The sequence below is a fragment of the Dactylosporangium sp. CA-152071 genome (assembly GCF_050936335.1).
GTDB lineage: Bacteria > Actinomycetota > Actinomycetes > Mycobacteriales > Micromonosporaceae > Dactylosporangium > Dactylosporangium maewongense.
Window position 1 is genome coordinate 3,157,735 of record NZ_JBNJMZ010000001.1, and the last position, 23,839, is coordinate 3,181,573.

General features: G+C 72.8%; 16 protein-coding genes and 1 pseudogene. 8 read left to right on the plus strand and 9 right to left on the minus strand.

All coding sequences use genetic code 11. From position 1 onward, the window contains the following. The first annotated feature begins 120 nt into the window (after positions 1 to 120). The 4 genes and pseudogenes from ACQEVZ_RS14010 (at position 121) to meaB (ending at position 6,510) form a co-directional block, all read left to right on the plus strand. Positions 121 to 1,407 carry an SLC13 family permease gene (locus ACQEVZ_RS14010; RefSeq protein WP_433366241.1) on the plus strand — a complete coding sequence of 429 codons (1,287 nt, stop codon included), beginning with the start codon at positions 121 to 123 and terminating at the stop codon, positions 1,405 to 1,407. A gap of 206 nt (positions 1,408 to 1,613) precedes the next feature. Further along, positions 1,614 to 3,395, plus strand: coding sequence for a methylmalonyl-CoA mutase subunit beta (locus ACQEVZ_RS14015; protein ID WP_433366244.1), 1,782 nt, complete (start codon positions 1,614 to 1,616; stop codon positions 3,393 to 3,395). Between the two features lie 62 nt (positions 3,396 to 3,457). Further along, positions 3,458 to 5,539: pseudogene (gene scpA / locus ACQEVZ_RS14020) on the plus strand (methylmalonyl-CoA mutase); the annotation flags it as partial. Next, on the plus strand, positions 5,536 to 6,510 hold the full coding sequence (gene meaB, locus ACQEVZ_RS14025; RefSeq protein WP_433366247.1) for a methylmalonyl Co-A mutase-associated GTPase MeaB: 975 nt from the start codon (positions 5,536 to 5,538) through the stop codon (positions 6,508 to 6,510). The pseudogene scpA and the gene meaB, both read left to right, overlap by 4 nt. Before the next feature lie 151 nt (positions 6,511 to 6,661). Here the strand turns inward: meaB and ACQEVZ_RS14030 are convergent, their stop codons facing one another. The 3 genes from ACQEVZ_RS14030 to ACQEVZ_RS14040 all read right to left on the minus strand — a co-directional run bounded on the left by ACQEVZ_RS14030 (position 6,662) and on the right by ACQEVZ_RS14040 (position 10,565). Further along, positions 6,662 to 7,453, minus strand: coding sequence for an alpha/beta hydrolase (locus ACQEVZ_RS14030; protein WP_433366250.1), 792 nt, complete (start codon positions 7,451 to 7,453; stop codon positions 6,662 to 6,664). A gap of 61 nt (positions 7,454 to 7,514) precedes the next feature. After that, positions 7,515 to 10,298: an ATP-binding protein gene (locus ACQEVZ_RS14035; protein WP_433366253.1), complete on the minus strand. Its 2,784-nt coding sequence runs from the start codon at positions 10,296 to 10,298 to the stop codon at positions 7,515 to 7,517. 48 nt (positions 10,299 to 10,346) lie between these two features. Further along, positions 10,347 to 10,565, minus strand: a complete 219-nt coding sequence (locus tag ACQEVZ_RS14040) for a ferredoxin (RefSeq protein WP_354893347.1) — start codon at positions 10,563 to 10,565, stop codon at positions 10,347 to 10,349. A 139-nt stretch (positions 10,566 to 10,704) separates the two neighbouring features. On the opposite strand from ACQEVZ_RS14040, the gene ACQEVZ_RS14045 reads away from it, so the two are divergent. After that, positions 10,705 to 12,096 carry a condensation domain-containing protein gene (locus tag ACQEVZ_RS14045; protein WP_433366256.1) on the plus strand — a complete coding sequence of 464 codons (1,392 nt, stop codon included), beginning with the start codon at positions 10,705 to 10,707 and terminating at the stop codon, positions 12,094 to 12,096. A gap of 100 nt (positions 12,097 to 12,196) precedes the next feature. Here the strand turns inward: ACQEVZ_RS14045 and ACQEVZ_RS14050 are convergent, their stop codons facing one another. After that, positions 12,197 to 12,604, minus strand: coding sequence for an HPF/RaiA family ribosome-associated protein (locus ACQEVZ_RS14050; RefSeq protein WP_433366259.1), 408 nt, complete (start codon positions 12,602 to 12,604; stop codon positions 12,197 to 12,199). Positions 12,605 to 12,768: 164 nt separating this feature from the next. On the opposite strand from ACQEVZ_RS14050, the gene ACQEVZ_RS14055 reads away from it, so the two are divergent. Beyond that, positions 12,769 to 13,785, plus strand: a complete 1,017-nt coding sequence (locus ACQEVZ_RS14055) for a coiled-coil domain-containing protein (protein WP_433366262.1) — start codon at positions 12,769 to 12,771, stop codon at positions 13,783 to 13,785. Here the strand turns inward: ACQEVZ_RS14055 and ACQEVZ_RS14060 are convergent. Then, entirely contained in the window at positions 13,774 to 14,652 is an 879-nt protein-coding gene (locus ACQEVZ_RS14060; RefSeq protein WP_433366265.1) for a LysR family transcriptional regulator, read from the minus strand. The two genes, ACQEVZ_RS14055 and ACQEVZ_RS14060, sit on opposite strands and share 12 nt — an antisense overlap. Before the next feature lie 73 nt (positions 14,653 to 14,725). Between ACQEVZ_RS14060 and ACQEVZ_RS14065 the strand changes: the two genes are divergently transcribed. Both ACQEVZ_RS14065 and ACQEVZ_RS14070 read left to right on the plus strand, forming a co-directional pair. Continuing rightward, positions 14,726 to 15,397 (plus strand): cyclase family protein, encoded by a 672-nt coding sequence (locus ACQEVZ_RS14065; RefSeq protein ID WP_433366268.1) that lies wholly within the window; start codon positions 14,726 to 14,728, stop codon positions 15,395 to 15,397. Then, positions 15,394 to 15,660 carry a CBU_0592 family membrane protein gene (locus ACQEVZ_RS14070; protein WP_344502540.1) on the plus strand — a complete coding sequence of 89 codons (267 nt, stop codon included), beginning with the start codon at positions 15,394 to 15,396 and terminating at the stop codon, positions 15,658 to 15,660. Before ACQEVZ_RS14065 ends, ACQEVZ_RS14070 begins: the two co-directional genes overlap by 4 nt. Here ACQEVZ_RS14070 and ACQEVZ_RS14075 read toward each other — a convergent pair. From ACQEVZ_RS14075 to ACQEVZ_RS14090, 4 genes are all read right to left on the minus strand, one after another. Beyond that, the gene (locus tag ACQEVZ_RS14075; protein WP_433366272.1) at positions 15,629 to 16,984 is read right to left on the minus strand and encodes a hypothetical protein; all 1,356 of its coding nucleotides are present in this window, start codon (positions 16,982 to 16,984) and stop codon (positions 15,629 to 15,631) included. The genes ACQEVZ_RS14070 and ACQEVZ_RS14075 overlap by 32 nt on opposite strands. A 23-nt stretch (positions 16,985 to 17,007) precedes the next feature. Next, positions 17,008 to 20,541 carry a DNA polymerase III subunit alpha gene (gene dnaE / locus ACQEVZ_RS14080; protein WP_433366275.1) on the minus strand — a complete coding sequence of 1,178 codons (3,534 nt, stop codon included), beginning with the start codon at positions 20,539 to 20,541 and terminating at the stop codon, positions 17,008 to 17,010. Positions 20,542 to 20,704: 163 nt separating this feature from the next. Then, complete coding sequence (locus ACQEVZ_RS14085; RefSeq protein ID WP_433366278.1) at positions 20,705 to 22,711, minus strand: hypothetical protein; 2,007 nt, start codon at positions 22,709 to 22,711, stop codon at positions 20,705 to 20,707. Beyond that, complete coding sequence (locus ACQEVZ_RS14090; RefSeq protein ID WP_354893513.1) at positions 22,708 to 23,835, minus strand: VWA domain-containing protein; 1,128 nt, start codon at positions 23,833 to 23,835, stop codon at positions 22,708 to 22,710. The genes ACQEVZ_RS14085 and ACQEVZ_RS14090 overlap by 4 nt, the downstream gene beginning before the upstream one ends. Between the last annotated feature and the right edge of the window lie 4 nt (positions 23,836 to 23,839).

A 23,839-nucleotide genomic window follows, 5' to 3' on the forward strand; every position in this document is an offset into this window, starting at 1 on the left:
GCCGTGACCCCACCGGGGTCGACGGTTTCGTCGCGTTGTCCTTCAGGAGGTTTCCGTCATGTACCGCATACCGCAACGCCCGCGTCAGCTCGTCACGCCGCACGGCCCGCCGGGCCGCCGGTGAGCGCCGTCGCCGCGATCGTCATCTTCACGGTCGCGTTCGCCCTCATCGCCACCGAGAAGGTCCACCGGGTCGCCGTCGCCCTGTTCGCCGCCGGCATGATGGCCCTGCTGGGCCTGGTGCCCGGCAAGGACGTGTTCTTCTCCGAGCACGCCGGCATCGACTGGAACGTCATCTTCCTGCTGCTCGGCATGATGATCATCGTCGGGGTCATCAAGCAGACCGGCGTCTTCGAGTTCCTCGCCATCTGGGCGGCGAAGCGCTCCGGCGGCCGGCCGTACAAACTCCTCGTGATGCTCATGGTCATCACCGCGGTCGCGTCGCCGTTCCTCGACAACGTCACCACGATCATGCTGGTCGCGCCGGTGACCGTGCTGGTGTGCCGCAAGCTGGGCATCCCGGCCGCGCCGTACCTGATCGCGGAGGCCCTCGCCTCCAACATCGGCGGCGCCGCCACGCTCATCGGCGACCCGCCGAACATCATCATCGGCAGCCGCGCCGGCCTGACGTTCAACGACTTCGTCGTGCACATGGCACCGATCGTCGTCGTCCTGTTCGTGCTGTTCGTGCTGCTGGCGTGGGTCATGTTCCGCAAGCGCTTCGAGTACCACCCGGAGCGCGTCGCCGAGGTCATGGCCATGGACGAGCGCGCGTCGATCACCGACCGGCGGCTGCTGATCCGGTGCCTGGCGGTCCTCGGGCTGGTCGTCACCGGCTTCGCGCTGCACGCCGTCATCCACGTCGAGCCGGCCATCATCGCGCTGCTCGGCGCCGGGCTGATGGTGCTCGTGTCCCAGGTCCCCACCGCCGCCTACCTGGAGGAGGTGGAGTGGTCGACGCTGGTGTTCTTCATGGGCCTGTTCGTGATGGTCGGCGGCCTCGTCGAGACCGGCGTCATCCACCGCATCGGCACCTGGGCGACCGGCCAGGTCGGCGACGACTGGTTCCTCGCCGCGACCGGGCTGCTGTTCGGATCCGCCGTGCTCGGCGCGTTCTTCGACAACATCCCGTACGTGGCGACGATGGCCCCGATCGTGGAGGACATCGTGGCGACCACCCCCGACCCGGCCACCGGCCAGTCGCTGTGGTGGGCGTTCGCCCTCGGCGCCGACTTCGGCGGCAACGGCACCGCCGTCGCCGCCAGCGCCAACGTCGTCGTGCTGGGCATCGCCGCCCGCTCCGGCGAGCCGATCAGCTTCTGGCAGTTCACCCGCTACGGCATCGTCACCACCGTGATGACCACCGTCATCGCCTGGGGTTACGTCTGGTTGCGCTACTTCTCCTGACCCACGCCCCACCGGCCCACACAGGGTGACCGCCCCAGCCACCGGGGCGGTCACCCGCGGCGCGACCAGGCCTGGTCCGGTTCACCACGCTTCACATTTCTGGGGTTTGTCGGAGCGGCGAAGCGGACGAAACGATGAGATATTCGACGGGTGGACCATTTCACAACGGCTGCGGGGTCGCCGTCGCGGGCCCTTAACATCCGGTCATGAGTGAGGCTGTGCGCCTCGGCGCCGACTTCGCCGACGGTGACCTGGAGCAGTGGCAGCGGCTGGCCCTGGCGGTGCTGCGCAAGACCGGTGCCGCCGACGACGGCACGCCGCCGGAGGCGGTCGCGGAGCTGCTGGGCAGCGCCACCTATGACGGGATCGCGGTCGCGCCGCTGTACACCGCCGCCGACGCGGCCGGGTTGCCGGCGGCCGGGTGGCCGGGTCAGGCGCCGTTCATCCGCGGCGGCAGCGCGCAGCCGCGGCCGTGGGACGTGCGGCAACGGCACTCGGACCCCGACGCGAAGGCGACCCGCGAGGCGATCCTCGCCGACCTGGAGAACGGGGCGACCTCGATCTGGCTCGACGGGATCGCGCCCAGCAGCATCCCAGACGTCCTCGACGGCGTGTACCTCGACCTCGCCCCCGTCGTGCTCGACTGCGGCGCCGCGACGGAGGACGCCGCGCGCGTGTTCCTCGGGCTGCCGGGTGACGACAAGCGCGGCAACCTCGGCGCCGACCCGCTCGGGTGGCAGGCGAAGACCGGGGAGCCCGCCGACCTCGGCATGCTGGGCCGGCTCGCGAAGCAGGCCCCGCGGCACGTGCCGGTGGCGACGGTCGACGCGACGCCCTACCACGAGGCCGGCGGCAGCGACGCCGAGGAGCTCGGCTTCGCCGCCGCGACCGGGGTCGCGTACCTGCGGGCGTTCGTCGACGCGGGGATGAGCGCCGGCATGGCGCTGCGCCAGCTGGAGTTCCGCTACGCGGCCGGCCAGGACCAGTTCGCGACGATCGCGAAGCTGCGGGCGGCGCGGCGGATCTGGTCGAGGATCGCGACGGTCTGCGACGTGCCGCACCTCGGCGCGCAGGTGCAGCACGCGGTGACGAGCGCGGCGATGATGACGGCCCGCGACCCGTGGGTGAACCTGCTGCGCACCACCGTCGCCTGCTTCGCCGCCGGGGTCGGCGGCGCCGACGCGGTGACGGTGCTGCCGTTCGACGCGCGGCTCGGGCTGCCCGACGGCTTCGCCCGGCGGATCGCGCGCAACACCTCGACGCTGCTGGTCGAGGAGGCGCACGTGGCGCGGGTCCTCGACCCGGCCGGCGGCTCATGGTTCGTGGAGTCGCTGACCGACGCGCTCGCGCACGCCGCCTGGGACGTGTTCGTCGAGGTGGAGCGGGCCGGCGGGATGGGCGCCGCGCTCGGCGGCGGGCTCGTCGCCGACCGGGTCGCCGCGACCTGGCAGCGCCGCGCCGACCGGATCGCGCACCGCCTCGACCCGATCACCGGCGTCAGCGAGTTCGCGTCCCTGGAGGAGCGGCGGCCGGTCCGCTCCCCCGCCCCGCAGGCACCTTCGGGTGGGTTGCCGCGGCACCGGTACGCCGAGGCGTTCGAATCCCTGCGCGACGCCGCCGACGGCTCGGACCAGGTCGTCAGCCTGGTCACGCTCGGCCCGGTCGCGGCGCACACCGCGCGGGCGTCGTTCGCGGCCAACCTGTTCGCCGCCGGCGGCATCCGGACCACAGTCGTTGACTCGGGCCGCGGCGGAGCCGTCCACAATGGACCGTCCCCGACCGTGGCGTGCATCTGCGGCTCCGACCGTTCCTACGCCGAGGAGGCCGAGGACACCGCCCGCCGGTTGAAGGCCGAGGGCGTCAAGACCGTCTGGCTGGCGGGGAAACCCGCCGGCTACGAGCACGTCGACGACTACCTGTACACCGGCTGCGACGCACTCGCCGTGCTCCGCCGCACACATCTGGACCTGGGACTGGTGGCGCCGTGATCCCCGACTTCACCGAGGTCGCCCTCGGCACCCCCCGCGTCGACGCCACCCCGCCGGAGCCCGCCGAGGCGTGGCCGACCCCGGAGGGCATCGACGTCGCCGGCGTGCACGGCGCACCCGACCTCGACGGGCTCGACTTCCTCGACACGTACCCGGGGATCGCCCCGTTCCTGCGCGGGCCCTACCCGACGATGTACACCACGCAGCCGTGGACGGTCCGCCAGTACGCCGGGTTCTCCACCGCCGAGGAGTCCAACGCCTTCTACCGCCGCAACCTCGCCGGCGGGCAGAAGGGCCTGTCCGTCGCCTTCGACCTCGCCACCCACCGCGGCTACGACTCCGACCACCCGCGGGTCGCCGGCGACGTCGGCATGGCCGGCGTCGCGATCGACTCCATCCTCGACATGCGGCAGCTCTTCGACGGCATCCCGCTGGACAAGATGAGCGTGTCGATGACGATGAACGGGGCGGTGCTCCCCGTGCTCGCCCTCTACATCGTCGCCGCCGAGGAGCAGGGCGTCGCGCCGGAGCAGCTGTCCGGCACGATCCAGAACGACATCCTCAAAGAGTTCATGGTCCGCAACACCTACATCTACCCGCCCGCGCCGTCGATGCGGATCATCAGCGACATCTTCCGGTACACCTCGGAGAAGATGCCGAAGTTCAACTCGATCTCCATCTCCGGCTACCACATCCAGGAGGCCGGCGCGACCGCCGACCTGGAGCTCGCCTACACCCTGGCCGACGGCGTCGAATACCTGCGGGCCGGCCGCGACGCCGGCCTCGACGTCGACGTGTTCGCGCCGCGGCTGTCGTTCTTCTGGGCCATCGGCATGAACTTCTTCATGGAGGTCGCGAAGCTGCGCGCCGGCCGGCTGCTGTGGGCGAAGCTCGTGCGCGAGTTCGGCGCGAAGAACCCCAAGTCGCTGAGCCTGCGCACGCACTGCCAGACGTCCGGCTGGTCGCTGACCGCGCAGGACGTGTTCAACAACGTGGTCCGCACCTGCGTCGAGGCGATGGCCGCCACCCAGGGCCACACCCAGTCGCTGCACACCAACGCCCTCGACGAGGCCCTGGCGCTGCCGACCGACTTCTCCGCCCGCATCGCCCGCAACACGCAGCTGCTGCTGCAGCAGGAGTCCGGCACGAACCGGGTCATCGACCCGTGGGGCGGCAGCGCATACGTGGAGCGCCTCACCCACGACCTCGCGGCCCGCGCCTGGCAGCACATCCAGGAGGTCGAGGCGGCCGGCGGCATGGCCCGCGCCATCGACGAGGGCATCCCGAAGCTGCGCATCGAGGAGGCGGCGGCCCGCACCCAGGCCCGCATCGACTCCGGCCGGCAGCCGGTGATCGGGGTCAACAAGTACCGGCCCGACGCCGACGAGCCGATCGAGGTCCTGAAGGTCGACAACTCCTCCGTCCGCGCCCAGCAGCTGGCGAAGCTCGCGCGCCTGCGCGCCTCCCGCGACTCCGCCGCGACGCAGGCCGCCCTGGACGCGTTGTCGGCCGGCGCCGCGTCGGACGGCAACCTCCTGGAGCTGTCGGTCGCGGCGGCCCGCGCGCACGCCACCGTCGGGGAGATCTCCGACGCCCTGGAGAAGGTGTTCGGGCGGCACACGGCGCAGATCCGTACCATCTCCGGGGTGTACCGCGACGAAGCCGGCAACGACGAGCTCATCGACCGGGTCCGCGCCGCCACCGCCGAGTTCGCCGAGGAGGAGGGGCGCCGCCCCCGCATCCTCGTCGCGAAGATGGGCCAGGACGGCCACGACCGCGGCCAGAAGGTCGTCGCGACCGCGTTCGCCGACCTCGGCTTCGACGTCGACGTCGGCCCGCTCTTCCAGACGCCGGACGAGGTGGCCCGCCAGGCGGTCGAGGCCGACGTGCACATCGTCGGCGTCAACTCCCTCGCCGCCGGGCACCTCACCCTCGTCCCCGCGCTGCGCGACGCCCTCGCCGCCCTCGGCCGCGACGACATCCTCGTCATCGTCGGCGGCGTCATCCCCCAGCAGGACTTCGACGAGCTGCGCGCCGCCGGCGCCGCCGCGATCTTCCCGCCGGGCACGGTGATCGCCTCCGCGGCCCTGGACCTGCTCGCGCAACTGTCACGCCCTCCCGGCAGCTCCCGGCTGCGCCGGTGACCGCTCTCCTGGAGGGGGTGCTCGCCGGGCACCGCGCGTCGATCGGGCGGGCGATCACCCTCGTGGAGTCGACCCGTCCCGACCACCGCACCCAGGCGCAGGAGCTGCTCGTCGCGCTGACCCCGCACGCGGGCCGGGCCCGCCGCGTCGGCGTCACGGGCGTCCCCGGCGTCGGCAAGTCCACGTTCATCGACACGCTCGGCACGTTCCTCACCGGCGCCGGGCACCGGGTCGCGGTCCTCGCCGTCGACCCGTCCTCGACCCGCACCGGCGGCAGCATCCTCGGCGACAAGACCAGGATGGCCCGCCTCGCCGTCGACGACGCCGCCTTTGTACGGCCGTCGCCCACGTCGGGCACCCTCGGCGGCGTGGCCCGCGCGACCCGCGAGGCGATGACCGTCGTCGAGGCGGCGGGCTACGACGTCGTCCTCGTCGAGACCGTCGGCGTCGGCCAGTCCGAGACCGCCGTGGCCGGGATGGTCGACACGTTCCTGTTGCTGGCGCTCGCCCGCACCGGCGACCAACTGCAGGGCATCAAGAAGGGCGTCCTGGAGCTCGCCGACGTCATCGCCGTCAACAAGGCCGACGGCCCGCACGAGCCCGACGCCCGCAAGGCCGCCCGCGAGCTGGCCGGCGCGCTGCGCCTGCTGCACACGTCCGGCGCCCGAGACTGGCAGGTGCCGGTCGTCACCTGCAGCGGCCTCACCGGCGCCGGCCTGCCCGACCTCTGGTCCCGCCTCGAGGCCCACCACGACCACCTGTCGTCGTCGGGCGCCCTCGACCGCCACCGCGAGGCCCAGCGGGTCGCGTGGATCTGGGAGACCGCCCGCGCGACCCTCCTGGACCGGCTGCGCGCCGACACCGACGTGCGGGCCCTCGCCCCCGACCTGGAGGCCCAGGTCCGCGCCGGCACCATGACCCCCGGCCAGGCCGCCGACGCCATCCTCGCCGCCTTCCACCGCTCGGCGTAGCGAACCTCAGGCGGCGCCCTGGTCGGGAAGCGCGCTCAGCTCGGCGGAGCCGTGGCGGGCGCCGGCGGCGACCCGGGCGCCCGGGCGACCGCCAGGCCGATGCCCTTGCTCGCGCCGGTCACGACGGCTCGCCGGTCGGTGCGGCCGAGGTTCACAGGGACTGCTGCTTCAGCCAGGTCAGGCAGGTGTCCGCCACCTCGCGCCAGCCGGAGTCGATGGTCAGCGAGTGCGCCCGGTCCGGGAACGTGACAAGGTCGGTGACGGCCTCGGAGTGGCGGTACTGCTTGAGGGTCGCCCGGGTCACCGACTCGGGGACGGTGTGGTCCTTGCCGCTGGCGATCAGCAGCAGCGGGCCGCGGGTCTGGTTGTCGGTGGCGACCTTCGCCGGGGAGTGCGGGTCGAAGTTCGCGGTGGCCGCCTCGAACAGCGGCTTGCCCGGCGCGGGGATCGTCCAGCGCTCGTGGAGCTCGTCGGACTCCTGCTCGGAGACGGTGTTGGCGAAGGCGAACCGGAACTGCTCCGCGGTCAGGGAGACGGCCCGGTGCAGGTTCGCCGGGTTCCTGAAGACCGGCAGCGTGGCCCGCAGCGCCGACAGCGGCACCGGCAGCACACCCTTGATCTGGGCGGCGTCGATCGCGATGGCGGCGAGGGCACGGTCCTGGCCCAGCAGCTTCTGGGCGATCATCCCGCCGAACGAGTGCCCGATCAGGATCGGCGGCGAGGGCAGCCGCTCGATGACGCCGGCGAAGTGCTCGACGACGTCGTCGATGCCGTGGTCGCCGATCGCGTCGGGGTGCTGCCGCGACGCCTCGACCGTGGCGCCGTCACCGGGCCAGCCGGGGGCGTGCGGGTCGTAGCCGGCGTCCCGGAACAGCTGGATCCACGGGTCCCACGACGAGGCGTGCAGCCAGAGGCCATGGATGAAGAGCACGGGCGTGGTCACGGTTCGTCTCCACTCGACGCGGGCAGGTGCAGCGGTCGTGAGCACGGTACGCCGGCGGGCTTCAGTCCCGGCTAGCGTCAAGCGACTGAACCTGGTGGGACAGCGCGGCGGCGAGCTGGCCGCGGGAGCCGACGCCGAGCTTCGGGAAGATGCGGTACAGGTGTGAGCTGACCGTGCGGTGCGACAGGAACAGCCGCTGGCCGATCTCGCGGTTCGACAGGCCCTGCGCGGCCAGCTCGGCGATCTGGGTCTCCTGCGGCGACAGCCGGTCCCGCGGGTGCGGGGTCGGCTGCCACCCGCGCTCGCCGGTCGCCCGCAGCTCCTGGTCGGCCCGCTGCGCCCACGCGCGGGCGCCGACGGCCTCGAAGGCAGCCCGCGCCGCGCGCAGCGGCTCGCGGGACTCGACGACCCGCCGCTGCCGGCGCAGCCACGAGCCGTAGGCCAGCTCGGCGCGGGCCCGGTGCCAGGGCAGCCGGCGGCTCGCACCGTCCACGGCGAGCTGGAACAGCGTCTCGGCCGACCCGTGATCCGCCAGCACCGCCCTGGCGTACTCCAGGGCGATCGTCGATCCGGTCGCCGGCGACGACCCCGCGATCCGCTCCATCGCGGCCAGCGCCGACCTCGCCTCGGCGTGCCGGCCGGTGTGGACGGCCGCGTCGGCCAGATAGCCCAGCGTCCACACCTGCTGCACCCGCTGGAAGGCCTGATCCGCGGGCTCGAACACGCGGAGCAGCTCGCGGTACGCCGGCTCGGGCCGGTTCGCGCCCAGCTCGGCGATCCCGCGGGCCAGCTGCGCGCCGGCGAGCAGCGACGACGCCGCGTTCGGGGTCCGCAGCGCCGTGTGCTCGGCCTCCGCGAGCAGGACGTGGTGCGTGTCCCAGCCGCGGCCCACGCCGTCGATCAGGGCCACGGCGATGCGGGCGGTCGCGGCCCACAGCGACTGGCCCGTCTCGTCCGCGAGCCGCATCGCCTCGTCCGCCGAGCTCGCCGCGTCGAACGTGCCCAGGTAGATCTCGGCCCACGCCCGGATCGCGAGCGCCTCGGCGAGCAGGCTCATGCGGCCCTGCGCGCGCAGCTCGTGCACGGGGGTGGACAGGAACGTCACGGCCCGGGGGAAGTCACCGGTGCAGAACGCCGCGATGCCCAGCAGGCCCGCCAGGTCGGGGCGGCCGCCGGCGTCCGCAGGCCACCGCGCGAGCTGCTCGATGACCGCCGGTCCCTGCTCGTGCGACTCCGACAGCGCGTGGATGGCCAGCAGCCGCGGGTCGCCGGCCGGCACGTCCGCCTCCCCGGCGGCCTCGACGATCGCGTGCCGGAGCCGCTCCCCCGGGTCGCGCCACCAGACCCGGCGGGCCGCGCCGACCAGCAGCTGCATGGCGAGCTCGACGTCCCCGCCGGCGGTGGCGTGCCGGGCCTCGTCGACGAGGTGCCGCACCTCCGCCGGCTCGCCCGTGGACCCGTCGTGGAAGACGCCCTCGAGCCAGATCAGCCGCGACCGGTCCCGGGGCCGCAGCGTCACCCCCGCGACCTGCGCCTTGATCTGCTCGACCTGGTCGAAGCGGCCCAGCTGGTAGCCGAGCTCCGCGGCGCTGAGCAGGCGCGCGGCCTGCGCCTGCGGGTCCGGGCTCAGCGCCGCCGCCCGCTCCAGCCACGCCGCCGCGGACGCGATCGCGCCGCGGCGCTGGGCGTTCCCGGCCGCCTGCTCCAGCTCGGCCGCGATCCGTTCGTCGCGCCCGGAGACCGCGGCGGCCCGGTGCCACACCGCCCGGTCCGGCTGCGCGGCCAGCACCCGGGCGAGCGCCTCGTGCGCCTGCTGGCGCGTCGCCGGCGACATGGCCTGCCGCAGCGCCGAGCCGACCAGAGGGTGGGTGATGCGGTACCGGTCCCCGGCCACCGTCAGCAGCCCGTGCTCGAACGCCGGCTGCGCCGCGACCCGGTCGACCGGCGCACCGTGGAGGATCCGCGCCGCCGCGAGCACGTCGCTGACGTCGTCACCGTCGTCGACCGCGGCCACGGTCAGCACCGCGCGCACGGCCGGGCCCAGGTGCTCGGCCCGCGCGGCGAAGGCCCGCTCCAGGCGGGTGGTCATGGGCAGGTCGTCGTCGAGCTCGGTCCACGCGTGCTCCCCCGACTCCAGCGTGGTCGCGAACTCGATCAGGGCGAGCGGGTTGCCGCCGGCCTGCCGCAGCACCCGGTCACGCACCGCCGGGGCGAGCCGCGGCGCCCGCGCCTCCAGCAACGCCGCCGCGGCGGCCTCGTCGATGCCGCCGAGCTCCATCCACTCGACCGTGCCGGGGTCGGCGAACGGCAGCGGCCCGGTCCGCGACGTGCACAGCACGACCACCCGCTCACTGTCGATCCGGCGGGCGACGAAGGCGAGCGCGTCGATCGACGGCCGGTCCATCCAGTGCAGGTCGTCCAGGCACACCAGCACCGGCGTCCGCCGCGCCAGGTCGACGAGCAGCTCCAGCACGGCCAGGAACGCGAAGAACGGGTTCACCTCGGCCGAGTCGCCCATGGCGAAGCAGGCGAGCAGGGCGTCGCGCTGCATGGCCGGCAGCCGCTCGGCCCGCGGCAGCAGCGGCCGCAGCACCTGGTGCAGGCTCGCGAACGGCAGATGCGTCTCCGACTGGCTCCCCCGCGCCGCCAGCACCGTGAACCCACGGGTCCGCGCGTGCCCCACGACCTCCGCCTGCAGCGCGCTCTTGCCCACTCCGGGCTCGCCGAGCAACCCGACCGCACACCCCCGGACGTCGACCGCGTCCAGATGCCCGGACAGTGTGCGCACCTCATCGTCACGCCCGAGAAGACGCTGACCGGTCGACCTGCTCACACCGACGAGCATTCAACCTCCGCCGCCCCCGTGTCCAACCGGGCCGGCCCTCGCCGACACTCAGATGTCGACGGGTTTCCCGGTGGTGAGGTCAACGACGCTGATCGCCTCCATGGGGCAGGAGGCCATCGCGTCGAGGACGGCCTCGTCGTCGGGGGCCACGTCCTGGTCGACCGGGTGGGCCCGGCCCTCGACGTCGTCCAGCTCGAAGCGGTCCGGGGCGATGCCCTGACAGCTGCCCGAGCCGATGCACGTGTGGTCCACGGTGATCCGCCACATACACACCAACCTATCGAACTGCGCCATTGTTTGCCGACCCGAGCCAGGTTGGCAAGATTCGTACGGACGATTGAAAAAGTTCAACACCGGTCGTAGCTTTTGAGGCGCTCACCCCCTGACCCGGTCGGAAGGTGGCTCCATGTCTGCATACCCCGCCAGCGTGCACTTCAGCTCCGGACGCACCGCCGAAGGACCGCTCATCTGGGCGCAGACAGCGATCTGGGACGTGCTGCGCTGGCTGCCACCGCGCGACTCGACCCTCAACCTGCTCACCCGGTGCCCCGTCCCGCCGCACAACGACCTCGGCGGCGTGCTCGCGGCCCTCCGGCGGCTCGTCGAGCGGCACGACTCGCTGCACACCCTGTACGCCGACACTCCCGAAGGCCCCCGGCAGCGGGTCGTCGGCGAGGGCGACATCCCGCTGCGGGTCCACGACATCGGCGACCGCGGCACCGACGAGGCCGCCGCGGAGCTCGGGGAGGCGCTGCGCGCCCCGTGGTTCGACATCGGCGCCGACCTGCCGCTCCGGGTCGCGATCCTGGTCCGCGACGACGCCCCGGTCACCGTCCTGCTCGCCGCCAGCCACATGGCCGTCGACGGCGGGAGCTTCGCGATCGTGCGCGGCGACCTGCTCAACCTGCTGCGGGACCCGCCGGTCGCGGTCGAGCCGGGCCAGCAGCCGTTGCAGCGCGTCGAGTACGAGACGTCCGCCGTCGGCCTGCGCAGGGAGGCGAAGGCGCTCGCCTACTGGGCGAAACACCTCACCGGCGTCCCCACCCGCATGATCGAGAGCGTCCGCGACGGCCGGCCGCCCAACCTCGACTGGGGGCTGATCCAGTCCCCCGCTCTGGCGCTCGCCGCGAACGGGCTCGCCGCCCGGGCCGGCGTCCCACCGGCGACGGTGCTCCTGGCCGGGACGGCGCTGCAGCTCGCGGCGTACACCGGCGAGACCGAGGCCCTGCTCCGCATGATCGTGGCGACCCGCTTCCGGCCGGCGAGCCGCGCGCTGGTCGGCGCCTTCAACCAGAACGCGCTCTTCCGGCTCGACTTCACCGGCCGGCCCGCCGAGACCGTCGGCGACCTGCTGCACCGCGCCTCGGACGCCGCGCTGCTGGCGTACGCCCACTGCGAGTACGACCCACGCCGGCTCGAGTCGCTGTTCGCCGAGATCGCCGCCCACAGTGGGATCACACCCGACGGCTACTGCTTCTTCAACGACACCCGCTTCGTCGCGCAGGACCAGCCACCGCCGGCGCCGCCGGCCGACCTCGCCGACGCGATCCACGCGGCGCTGCCGGCGACGAAGCTGCGCGCCCCCGTCATCGACCGCCTGCCCAAGGGCGCCAACTTCTTCATGTTCCTCACCGACCTGAGCGACACCGCCGAGCTGATGCTGTGCGCCGAGCACGGGTTCCTCGGCGAGCGCGGCCCCCTCGGCTTCCTCGACGGCCTGGAGCGCCTCGTCGTGAAGGCCGCGCTCGACGAGCACGTCACGACCGGCGCGCTGTACCGCGACGCCGCCTGCCCGTGACGGCCCCGCACCACCATGCTCAAAGGCCCGTGACGCGACGATGACGGCGGCGGCCCGGTCACCGGAAAGGCCGGTGGCCGGGCCGCGAGACACCGCGCGCTCAGGTGCTGGGGCGCGGGATCAGCTCGGGGGAGATGACGTCAGCGATCGTGCTCTCGCGGAGGTGACGGTTGTGGCGCGGCACCTGCCGGGTCTTGGCTTCGGCCAGGCGCCGGCGCAGGTCGTCGCGGACCTCCAGGATGGCGGCGTGCAGGTCCTCCTCCGTCGATGTGGTCACCGCCTTCGGGTGGCCGGGGGTCCAGCACTCGAGGGTGACCTTCTGGCCGCGGGCGTTGCGGTCCTTCACCGACACCTCGATCTCCGTCGCGTCGACCGGGAACGCGGCCAGATGGGTGTCGAGCGTGGCGAACTGCTCGACGATCCAGACCCTGTCGCCCTGGGAGAAGCCGGCGCCGACGCGCAGGCAGTCCTCGACGGTGGCCGGTGTGCTCGTAGCACTTCTCGACATGTCCGAGACCCCTTCCGTTGCTTGCCTTGACTTTGACCGCTTACCCCTCAATGACCCGGTTCATGTCCCCCAATCCTTCCTAGGAGGCTAGTCCACCACCCTGGACGATGATTCCGGCCCGAATCCGTCAGCTCGCCCGGTCTGCGGCCGATGGAGGGGACAGTATGTCCAGACCTCCGTGGATCGTCGCCGTCGTGACAGCGCTCGCGATCCTGCTCACCCCGACCGTGGTGCTCGGCACGGCCTCGCCCGCGAACGCCGGCGAGGGGGGCGACCCTGCCCTGATGCGGAAGCTCGACGAGGCGAACCGCGCGTACATCGACGCGCAGAACGCCCTGACGGCGTCCCTGCAACGGCAGAAAGCCCTTGAGGAGCAGCAGCAGAAGCTGGAGCCGGAGTACGCGAAACTGCGCGACGAGACCCAGACGATGACGGTCGCCGCGTACCAGAACGGCGGCGGGCTGCGCAGCGCGGCGACGCTGCTGGACAGCCGGACGCCGGGGGTCTTCGCCGACCGGGTGAGCACCCTGGAGGTCATCGCCCGGCGCAACGCCGCCCGGCTCACCCGGCTGACGGCGATGCGGACCGAGCTGATCAGGACGAAGGCGACGATCGACGCCGAGGTCGGCACGCAGCAGGCGAGCATGGCGGTGATGGCGAAGCAGAAGGCCGACCTGGAGGAGGCGCTCGCCCAGTCGATGGCCGCCGTCGACGTGTCCACCACGTGGAGCGGCAGGACCACGACCAAGGTGGCCGAGCCCGCGCCGCGCCTGGCCGACGGCTCCTGGGCGGCGGAGTCGTGCGGCACCGACGACCCGACGACCGGCGGCTGCCTCACGCCGCGGACCCTGCACGCGCTGCAGGAGGTGCGCAGGGCCGGGTTCCTGCACTTCGTGTCGTGCTGGCGGGCACCGGGCGAGCCCTACGAGCACCCGAAGGGCCGGGCCTGCGACTTCGCCTCCGACGTGAAGGGCTTCGGCGGGGTGGCGGCGGGCGCGTCGAAGGAGTACGGCACCCAGCTCGCCGCGTGGCTGATCAAGAACGCGCAGGCACTGGGCGTGATGTACGTGATCTGGTTCAAGCAGATCTGGACGCCGGCGGGCGGCTGGCACGCCTACAACAGCGGCCAGGGCGACCCGAGCAGCGACCACACCAACCACGTGCACATGTCAATCTACTAGCACCGACAGCAGCGCCGTCACCGCCGGCAGCGCCGCTCTGCCCGCCGTGACCAGCGCGTCCAGCCGCCGGGCGCCCGCGACGGGCAGGTCGGTCACCCGTACACCCGCCGCCAACGCGTCACGGAGCGCCAGGTCCGGCACGATGGTGGCGCCGTGCCCCGCGGCGACGAGCGCGAGCACGACCGGGTAGTCGACGCACGCGTGCACCCGCCGCGGGGTGAAGCCGCGCTCGCGGCCGAGCCGGTCCAGGACCTGCCCGGTCGTCGACGTCGGCGGCCCGGCGATCCACGGGCAGTCGGCGAGGTCGCCGTAGGAGAGCACGGGCGGCCAGCCCGCGGGCACCACGACCCGGTACGGGTCCTCGCCGAGCGGCACCACGCTCACCTGCCGCCGCGACTCCAGGCCCAGCGAGGCGTCGCGCTCGGTGATGGTCACGTCGAGGCCGCCGAGGCGCAGCTCGCGCAGCGCGGGCGGGCCGTCGAGCTCGGTGATCGAGCAGGTCACGTCGGGGTGGTCGCGGGCGAGGCGGGCCATCGCGGGGATCAGCAGGTGCCGGATCACGGTCGCGAACGCGCCGACGCGCACGAGCCCGGCGGCGCGGCCCGACATGGCGACCAGCTCCCGCTCCGCCTCGGCCAGCTCCCGCTCGATCGCCTCGGCGCGGACGGCGAGGACCCGGCCGGCGGCGGTGAGCACGGCGCGCCGCCCGGACCGGTCCACCAGCGGCCGGCCGACGGTGTGCTCCAGCTGCGCGAGCTGCTGCGACACCGCCGACGGGGTGACGTGCAGCGCCGTGGCGGCGCCGGCGAGGGTGCCGCGGCGGGCGATCGCGGCGAGCACCGCGAGGCGGCGCGGGTCCAGGTTCATGCAGTCCTGCTTCAGTGCAACTGTAGGAATTCTCGCTCACACGTTAGCTGCGCTGTCTGCCACGATCGCAGGTGTGCGACGCTTCATCGAACTGAGCCACCCCGTCCACGCCGGCCTGGTCACCTATCCGGGCATGCCCGGGCCCGTGATCAGCGACTACCTGTCCCGCGAGGACGCCCGCGGCAGGTACGCGCCCGGGACCGACTTCCAGATCGGCCGCATCGACCTGATCGCCAACACCGGCACCTACCTGGACACGCCCGCGCACCGCTTCGAGGGCCGCGGCGACCTCACCGACGTCCCCCTCGAACGGGTCGCGGACCTGCCCGGCGTCCTCGTCGACGCGACCGGTGTCCGCGCGGTCGACGCGGCGCTGCTGGAGCGGCAGGCCGGCACGTACGGCGGCGTCACGGACTGCGCCGTCCTCGTGTGCACCGGCTGGTCGAAGCACTTCGGGAAGCCCGCCTACGGCGACCCGGACGCGCCGTTCCTGACCCGCGACGCCGTCGAGTGGCTGGTGCGCAGCGGCCCGGCGCTGGTCGGCATCGACTCGGTCAACATCGACGACGTCGCCGACCTGACCCGCCCCGCGCACACCGGCCTGCTCGACGCCGGCATCTACGTCGTGGAGCACCTCAACGACCTGGACCGGTTGCCGGTCGACGGGTTCCGGTTCACGGCGGTGCCGCCGCGGATCGCCGGCATGGGCACGTTCACCGTCCGCGCCTACGCGGTTCTGTCGTGATCGCCCTGATCGGCTGGGCGGGCGCGGCCGGGCTGCTCGCCGCGTACGCCCTCGTCTCCACGAAACGGATCACCGGCGACGGTGCCGTGTTCCAGGGCCTCAACATCACCGGCGGCGCGGCCCTCGCGCTCAACTCGGCCGTCAACGGCGCGTGGCCGTCCGCGGTGCTCAACGTCGTGTGGGTGGCGATCGGCGCGGTCGCGATCTTCCGGCTGGCGCGGCGCCGGGCCGTCAGAGCCGCCCCGAGTACCAGGGCGTCCTGACCCGGTAGAAGACGAACCGTCCGGGCGCCGCCGCGCAGGCCAGGTACGTGTGGCTCCACGTGCACGTGTCGACCGGCACGTCCAGGGCGCCGAGGTCGCGGGTCGCGCCGTTGTCTGCCTGCACGCCGAGCCAGGTGTACGGGCCGGCCGGCACGTCGACCGGCAGCAGCAGGTAGCTGCCGTCGTCGAGGCGGGCGGCGCGCCGGCCGGGCCAGCGCCGCACGACCTGCCCCGCGTCGTCGAGCAGCACCGCGCCATCGGCGTCGCGGAGCATCAGCCGCTCGCCGACGGGCAGCAGGGTGCGGGGCGCGTCGACGTCGACGCGGAACGCGACCTCGCCGGTGCGGATGTCCAGCGCGGTCACCCGGTGCCCCTCGACCGCGCAGACCCGCCGCTCCCCGCAGGCGGCGAGCGACCGCACCCGCACCTGCGGGTCCGGTGACGTCCACGTCCACTGCACCTTGTCGAGCTTCAACCGGTCGCGGGCCTGGATCCGGTACCCGGGGCCGGATCCGGCGACGAAGACCTGCTCCTCGTACGGGTACACGAGGTCCTCGGGCGCGGCGACGGCCGGCGCGGCGTCGTCCGGCTTGCCGCTGGACAGGCTGATCACCTCGATGCCACCGCCGGCGACGGCGCGGACCAGGTGCGGGTCGACGGTCAGCGGCTCGTCGAGGGCGGCGCCGTCCGGCGACGTCGGGACCTGCTGGTGGCTCCAGTTGTCGGTCAGCCAGAAGCTGCCGGCGCCACCCGGCTGGTCGAGGGTCGCGATCTCCTTCTGCGTGCCGACGTCGGTGACGACGAGCTTGTGGTCGGCGCCGCGGTACCGCACGAAGTACTTGCCGACGAGCTCCCAGCGGTCCCCGGCGACGACGTCGAACCTGATGAACGGCACCCCGTTGTTCGCGTTGAGCAGGGTGATCGTGCGGTGTCCGGCGGTGTCCGGAGCGCCGGTGACGATCACGGAGCCGCGGGCGAAGCTGAACGACTCGACTGCGGTGAGGGCCGAGTTGGTCCAGATCGGGGGCTCGCCGGGCTTGTCGACGTCGACCGCGCGCAGGTGGAAGCGCCCAGTGGCTCCCGGACCGGCCTGGTAGCCGACGAACGCCCGGCCGCTGTCCAGGAACGCGCGCAGGCCGGGCCCCTCGACGGCGCCCGGGAAGGCGGCCTCGCCGGTGCGGGTCAGCCGGTCGAACGCATACGGCCGCTGGTTGAGCCGGTAGACGAACGCGCCGGCGAGCACGGCGGCGACGAGGACCGCGACGACCGCGGCGGACCAGCGGGCGCGCCGCGAGAGCCACAGCGACCGACGCGACGTCTGCACCCGCCGACCTTATCGCGACCGTTCTACGAGAAGCTGTTGGGGCCGAGCAGCGCTTTCAGGTCGCCCTTCAGAGCGGTGGTCGGCTCGACCCGGTACGGGCCGAGGCGCAGCAGGGTGATCCGCGAGCCGTGGCTGAGCTTCACGTGCACCTCGGCCTTGCCGGGGTGGTTGAGCAGGATCTCCTTGAGCCGGTCGACCAGCGGCGGCGTGCACCGGTTCGCCGGCAGCGACAGCACCACCGGCCGGTTCTCGTCCGCGGTGGTGACGTCGGGCATCGACAGGTCCATCGCCATGAGCCGCGGCGTCTCGTCCCGCCGGTCGACGCGGCCCTTGACCACGACGATCGCGTCCTCGGCGATGTACTGGCCGACGAGCTCGTACGTGTTGGGGAAGAACAACGCCTCGACGGCGCCGCCGAGGTCCTCCAGGCTCGCCGACGCCCACGGCTTGCCCTGCTTGGTGATGCGCCGCTGCACGCCGGTCAGCATCCCGGCGAGGGTGATGACGGCGCCGTCCGGCACCGAGCCCTCCTCCGACAGGCTGCTGATCGCCGTGTCCGCGGCCTTGGCGAGCACCGACTCGAGGCCGAACAGGGGGTGGTCGGACACGTACAGGCCGAGCATCTCCCGCTCGAACGTGAGCAGCTCCCGCTTGTCCCACTCGATCTGCGGGATCGCGGCGGTCATGGCGGGGGCGCCGCCGCCGGTGTCGTCGCTGCCGAACGCGTCGCCGAAGAGGTCGAACTGGCCGATCGCCTCGTTCTTCTTGATGTCGGCGTACGCGTCGATCGCGTCGGCGTGGATCGCCAGGAGTCCGCGGCGCGGGTGGTCCATCGAGTCGAACGCGCCGGCCTTGATCAGCGACTCGATCGTCTTCTTGTTGCAGGCGACGGCGTCGACCTTCGACAGGAAGTCGTGGAAGTCCTTGTACGGCGCGGCCTGCCGGCAGCGCACGATCGCGTCGACGACGTTGTGGCCGACGTTGCGCACGGCGGCGAGGCCGAAGCGGATGTCCTTGCCGACCGGCGTGAACGGCCCCGCGGACGTGTTGACGTCCGGCGGCAGCACGTCGATGCCCATCCGCCGGCACTCCGACAGGTACAGGGCCATCTTGTCCTTGTCGTCGCCGACGCTGGTCAGCAGCCCGGCCATGTACTCCGCCGGGTAGTTCGCCTTGAGGTACGCCGTCCAGTACGAGACGAGCCCGTAGCCGGCCGTGTGCGCCTTGTTGAACGCGTAGTCGGCGAACGGGACGAGCACGTCCCACAGCTTCTTGATCGCGTCGGCGCTGTAGCCGTTGGCCTTCATGCCGTCGCTGAACGGCACGAACTCCTTCTCCAGGACCTCTTTCTTCTTCTTGCCCATGGCCCGGCGCAGCAGGTCGGCCTGGCCGAGGGTGTAGCCGGCGAGCTTCTGCGCGGCGCGCTGCACCTGCTCCTGGTAGACGATCAGCCCGTACGTGGGGCCCAGGATCTCCTGGAGCGGCTCCTCCAGCTCCGGGTGGATCGGCGTCATCTCCTGCTGCCCGTTCTTGCGCAGCGCGTAGTTGGTGTGCGAGTTCGCACCCATCGGGCCCGGCCGGTACAGCGCCAGGACCGCGGAGATGTCCTCGAAGTTGTCGGGCTTCATCAGCCGCAGCAGCGAGCGCATCGGCCCGCCGTCGAGCTGGAACACGCCGAGGGTGTCGCCGCGGGCGAGCAGCTCGTAGGCGGCCTTGTCGTCCAGCGACAGGCTGAGCAGGTCGAGCTTGATGCCGTGGTTGCGCTCGATGTTCTTGACCGCGTCGTCGATGATCGTCAGGTTGCGCAGGCCGAGGAAGTCCATCTTCAGCAGCCCGAGCGTCTCGCACGTCGGGTAGTCGAACTGCGTGATGATCGCGCCGTCGGCGTCGCGGCGCATCAGCGGCACGTGCTCGATCAGCGGCTCGGCGGACATGATGACGCCGGCGGCGTGGACACCCGTCTGGCGGATCAGCCCCTCGATGCCCTTCGCCGTGTCGACGACCTTCTTGACGTCGGGGTCGCTCTCGTACAGCGCGCGGAACTCGACCGCCTCGGAGTAGCGCGGGTGGTTCGGGTCGAAGATGCCGGTGAGCGGGATGTCCTTGCCCATCACCGCGGGCGGCATCGCCTTGGTGATCCGGTCGCCGACCGCGAACGGGTAGCCCAGGACCCGCGCCGAGTCCTTGATGGCGGCCTTGGCCTTGATCGTGCCGAAGGTGGCGATCTGCGCGACCCGGTCCTCGCCCCACTTGTCCGTCACGTACCGGATGACGTCGCCGCGCCGGCGCTCGTCGAAGTCGATGTCGATGTCGGGCATCGAGATACGGTCGGGGTTCAGGAACCGTTCGAAGATCAGGCCGTGCGGCAGCGGGTCGAGGTCGGTGATGCCCATCGCGTACGCCACCAGGCTGCCGGCGGCCGAGCCACGCCCCGGGCCGACGGCGATGCCCTGGTTCTTCGCCCACAGGATGAAGTCGGACACGACGAGGAAGTAGGCCGGGAAGCCCATCTTCACGATCATGTCGGTCTCGTAGTCGGCCTGCCGCTGGTGCTCCTCGTCGATGCCCTCGGGGAACCGGCGCGCCATCCCGCGGGCGACCTCGGCCCGGAAGAACGACTCCTCGGTCTCCCCCTCCGGCACCGGGAAGCGCGGCATCAGGTTGCGCTCCTTGAACATGCCGTCGGTGTCGACCTTCTCGGCCACCAGCAGCGTGTTGCGGCAGCCCTGCTGCCACAGGTCGGAGCCGTCGACGGCGCGCATCTCGTCGGCGGACTTCAGGTAGTAGCCCGACCCGCCGAACCGGAACCGGTTCGGGTCGTTGATGTTGGCCGCCGTCTGCACGCACAGCAGCACGTCGTGCGCCTCGGCCTGGGCCTGGTGCGTGTAGTGCGAGTCGTTGGTGACGACCGGCGGGATGTTGAGCCGCTTGCTGATCTCGGTCAGGCCCTCGCGGACGCGCCGCTCGATGTCGAGGCCGTGGTCCATGACCTCGAGGAAGTAGTTGTCCTTGCCGAAGATCTCCTGGTACTTGGCGGCGGCCTTCAGCGCCTCGTCGAACTGGTCGAGCCGCAGCCGCGTCTGGACCTCGCCGGACGGGCAGCCGGTCGTGGCCATCAGGCCCTCGGCGTGCTCGGCGATGATCTCCATGTCCATCCGGGGCCACTTCACGAAGTGCCCCTCGATCGACGCCCGCGAGTTGAGCCGGAACAGGTTGTGCAGGCCGGTCCTGTTCTTCGCCCAGATGGTCTTGTGCGTGTACCCGCCGGAGCCGGACACGTCGTCGTCCTTCTGGTCGGGGCGGCCCCACTTGACGCGCTGCTTGTGCAGCCGCGACTCGGGCGCGACGTAGGCCTCGACGCCGAGGATCGGGGTGACGCCGGCGGCGGTCGCCTGCTTGTAGAAGTCGTACGCGCCGTGCATGTTGCCGTGGTCGGTGATCGCGACGGCGGGCATGCCGAGACGGTTCGCCTCCTTGAACATGTCCTTCAGTCGCGCCGCTCCGTCGAGCATGGAGTACTCGGTGTGCACATGGAGATGCACGAACGAGTCGGCCATGCTGCGCCCCCCTGTTCAGCTGTCCTTCACTTCCGGCGCGTCAGCCTAGCCACGGTTCATGATCGACACGCCGTCGGGCGGATGTGATCCCTCTTGCGGCCCGGAATCGGCACACGCAGACCGGACAAAACCGCCGCCGCCTCGACGGTCCGTCACGGCCGGGTCACTGTAGCTCGGCGGTGACCAGCAGCCGTACGTACGCGTCGACCCAGAGGCGCACGGTCGCGTCGTCCGGGTCGGGTCCCAGCCCTTCCCGCAGGGCGCCGACCGAGGCTGCCGCGCGGCGCAGCCCGACCCGCAGCAACGTCTGCTCCGCGTCGCGCAGCCGGCCGGCGAACGTCGGCGGCAGCATCCGCAGGCCCCGGTGGGGCACCTCGGCGAGCAGCGCCGAGGCCGCGCCGACCGCGTGCCGGAGCGGGTCCTCGTCGAGCACCGGCCCGCCGTCGACCCGGAACCCGCCCGCCGGCGCCAGGTCGGGGACCACGACGGCGTCGTCGCCGACCGCGAACCCGAGCGGCTCGACGGTGATCACGCCGCGGGTCCTGCCGACGATGCCGGCGACGGCCCGGACCGGACCCCGCAGCGCCGCGGCGATCGCGTCGAGGGCGCCGGGCGCGGCCGCGGTGTGGGTCGCGGTGATCGTCGCCACCCCGCCGGCCGGAGCCGCGACGACGGCGTCGAGCCGCTGGGCGCCCGGGGAGTAATGCACGGACCGGACCTCCGCGACCTCCACGACGCGCACCAGCTCCGCCTCGACCCTGGGCCGCACGACCCGCGGCGGGAGCCCGTCGAGGTGCGCGGCGAGCTCCCGCAGGTCCCGCACGACGAGCGCGTCCGGCAGGGCCGTCCACACGCCCTGCGACGGGGTGACGGTGGTCTTCGCGACGCGGCTGGTGGCGAGGCGCACGGTGCGGCTGGCGCTGCGGACCGCCGACTCGGTCACGACGGTGCCGCCGGCGAGCTGGGCGGCGGTGGCTCCGGCGACCCGGCCGCCTTCCCGGTACGGCCGGCGCAGCACCAGCACGGTGGCGCTGTCCGCGTGGGCGAAGTAGATCTCGACCTGCGTCTCGTCGCCGACGGTCCTGAGCCGGCAGCCGAGCCCGTCGAGCCGGGCGCGGCGCATCGGGGTCTCCGCGGCCTCCCGCGTGCCGAGGATCCTGGCCCGCAGGCCGGCGCCGGGAGCTGCCGGAAGGGCGTGACACCGGTTGGTGACCGCGCGGTGCCTGGCGTGCAGCTCGGCGACCAGCCCGGCGAGCCGTTCGTGGCTGTAGGAGGTGGCGCGCTGCCCGTACGCCGCGAGCTGCTCCTCGAGGTCGCCGACGGCGAGCAGCGGCCAGCGCAGCCCGGCCCGGTCCAGGCGCTGCCGCACCTCGGCGACCGTGGCCGCCAGCCCGGGGCCGACGTGGGTCGCGCCGGTGAGCAGGATCTCGCCGGCGAGGTGTACCGCGGCGTCGAGGGACGCGTCGGTCCCGGTGTCGGCGGTGGCGGGCCCTCCGACGTCGACCTGCACGTCCTGCCCGTCGGCGTTCGCACCTTTCGCGGCTTCTGTGTCAGCTGCTTCTGCGGCGACTTTCGCGTCTTCTGTATCGGCGGCTTTCGCGTCGGCGGCTTTCGCGTCGGCGGCTTGGAACGCCCATACGGCGAGCGCGATGACGTCGTCGCGGACCCCGGCGACCGCGTCCGTGTGCACGAACCCGAGATCGCCGGGGACCAGGAACCGGACCGTCGCCGAGCCGAGCTCCACCCGCGGCGCCGGGTCCGCCGCGGAGGGCCGGTGGACGCGGGCGACGTACCCGGCCCGGTGCGCCCGCCGCGCGGCGTTGAGCTGCCGCGCCCCGATCCGCGCCTCGAGCTGCTCGTCGGTGAACACCCCCGGCGACCATCGCGTGACGTCTTCGGTTGTCTCGTTGCCGCTCTGGTACGCGATGACGAGGCCCACGATGTGCCGGCAGATCCCGGTCGCGCCGCAGGTGCAGCTGCCCTTCTCGAGACCGCCCTGCGGGAGCGCGGTCTCGGGGCCGTCCGGGTAGGTGCCGCGGACCGTGCCATCGGGGTCCTCACTGATCGCCGGGGGCGCCTGCTCGACCTCCCTCGTCGCGCGCTTGACCAGTCCCCGGTTGGTGAGCGCGGCGAGCGACTCCTGGGTCAGCGCGAGCAGGTCCGCTCTCATCGGGCCACCTGCTCCGCGACGTACGCCGCCAGCTCGCCGGGGGTCATGGCACCGACGGACGCGCCGGCGTCGGCGAGGCGGGCGCCCATGTCCCGGTCGAACGCCGGGTCGGCGTCCTCGTCCAGCGCCGCCAGGCACAGCACCTTCGTCCCCTGGGCCGTGACGTCCCTGACGAGACGGACGAGCCGCTCGCCGCCGGTGGGCCCCTCGTACAGGTCGCTGATCACGACCAGGATCGCCCGGCGCGGCTGCTCGATCAGCCCGGCGCCGTAGTCGACCGCCCGCGCGATGTCAGTACCGCCGCCGAGCTGGACCTTCATCAGCAGCTCCACCGGGTCGTCGACGTCCGCGGTCAGGTCCACCACCGCCGTGTCGAACGCGACGAGGTGCGTCTTCACGCCCGGCAGCCCCCACAGGCACGCCGCGGTGACGGCCGAGTGGATGACGCTGCCCGTCATCGACCCCGACTGGTCGACCAGCAGGATCACCTGCCACCGGTCCAGGTGCCGGCGCGTCCGCGCGATGAAGTACGCGGACTCGACGTACACCTTCCGCTCCTGCGGCCGGTACCGCCCGAGGTTCGCCCTCAGGGTGCGCTTCACGTCGAAGTTCCTGGCGACCTTGAACCGGCTCGCGCTGCGGGACCGTGCACCGGAGAACGCGTGCCGCACCTCCGTCGCGAGCTTCTCCACCAGCTGCCGCACGACCTTGTCGACGATCCTGCGCGCCAGCACCAGCACGTCGGGGTTCATCAGGTGCTTGGTGCGCAGGACGGCTCTCAGCAGCGTCGGGTTGGGCTCGACCCGGGCGAGGACCGCGGGGTCGGTGACGACGTCGTGGATCTCGTACCGCTCCACGGCGTCGCGCTGCAGCCGCTCGATCGTCTCCTTCGGGAACAGCGTCGTGATGTCGTCGAGCCAGTCGACCGTGGTGACCACCGACTCGCCGTCGCCGCCGTGCCGTGTCTGCGGGCGCCGGATGCCTCGCCGTTCGAGGTCGTCGTCGCGTCCGTACAGCCAGTCGAGGGCCGCGTCGCGCCCCAGCCCGTCTTCGCTGAGCTGCCCGCCGTCCAGCACCGACTGGCCGGCCTCGCCGAGCACCAGCCGCCACCGCTCCAGCTCCATCGCG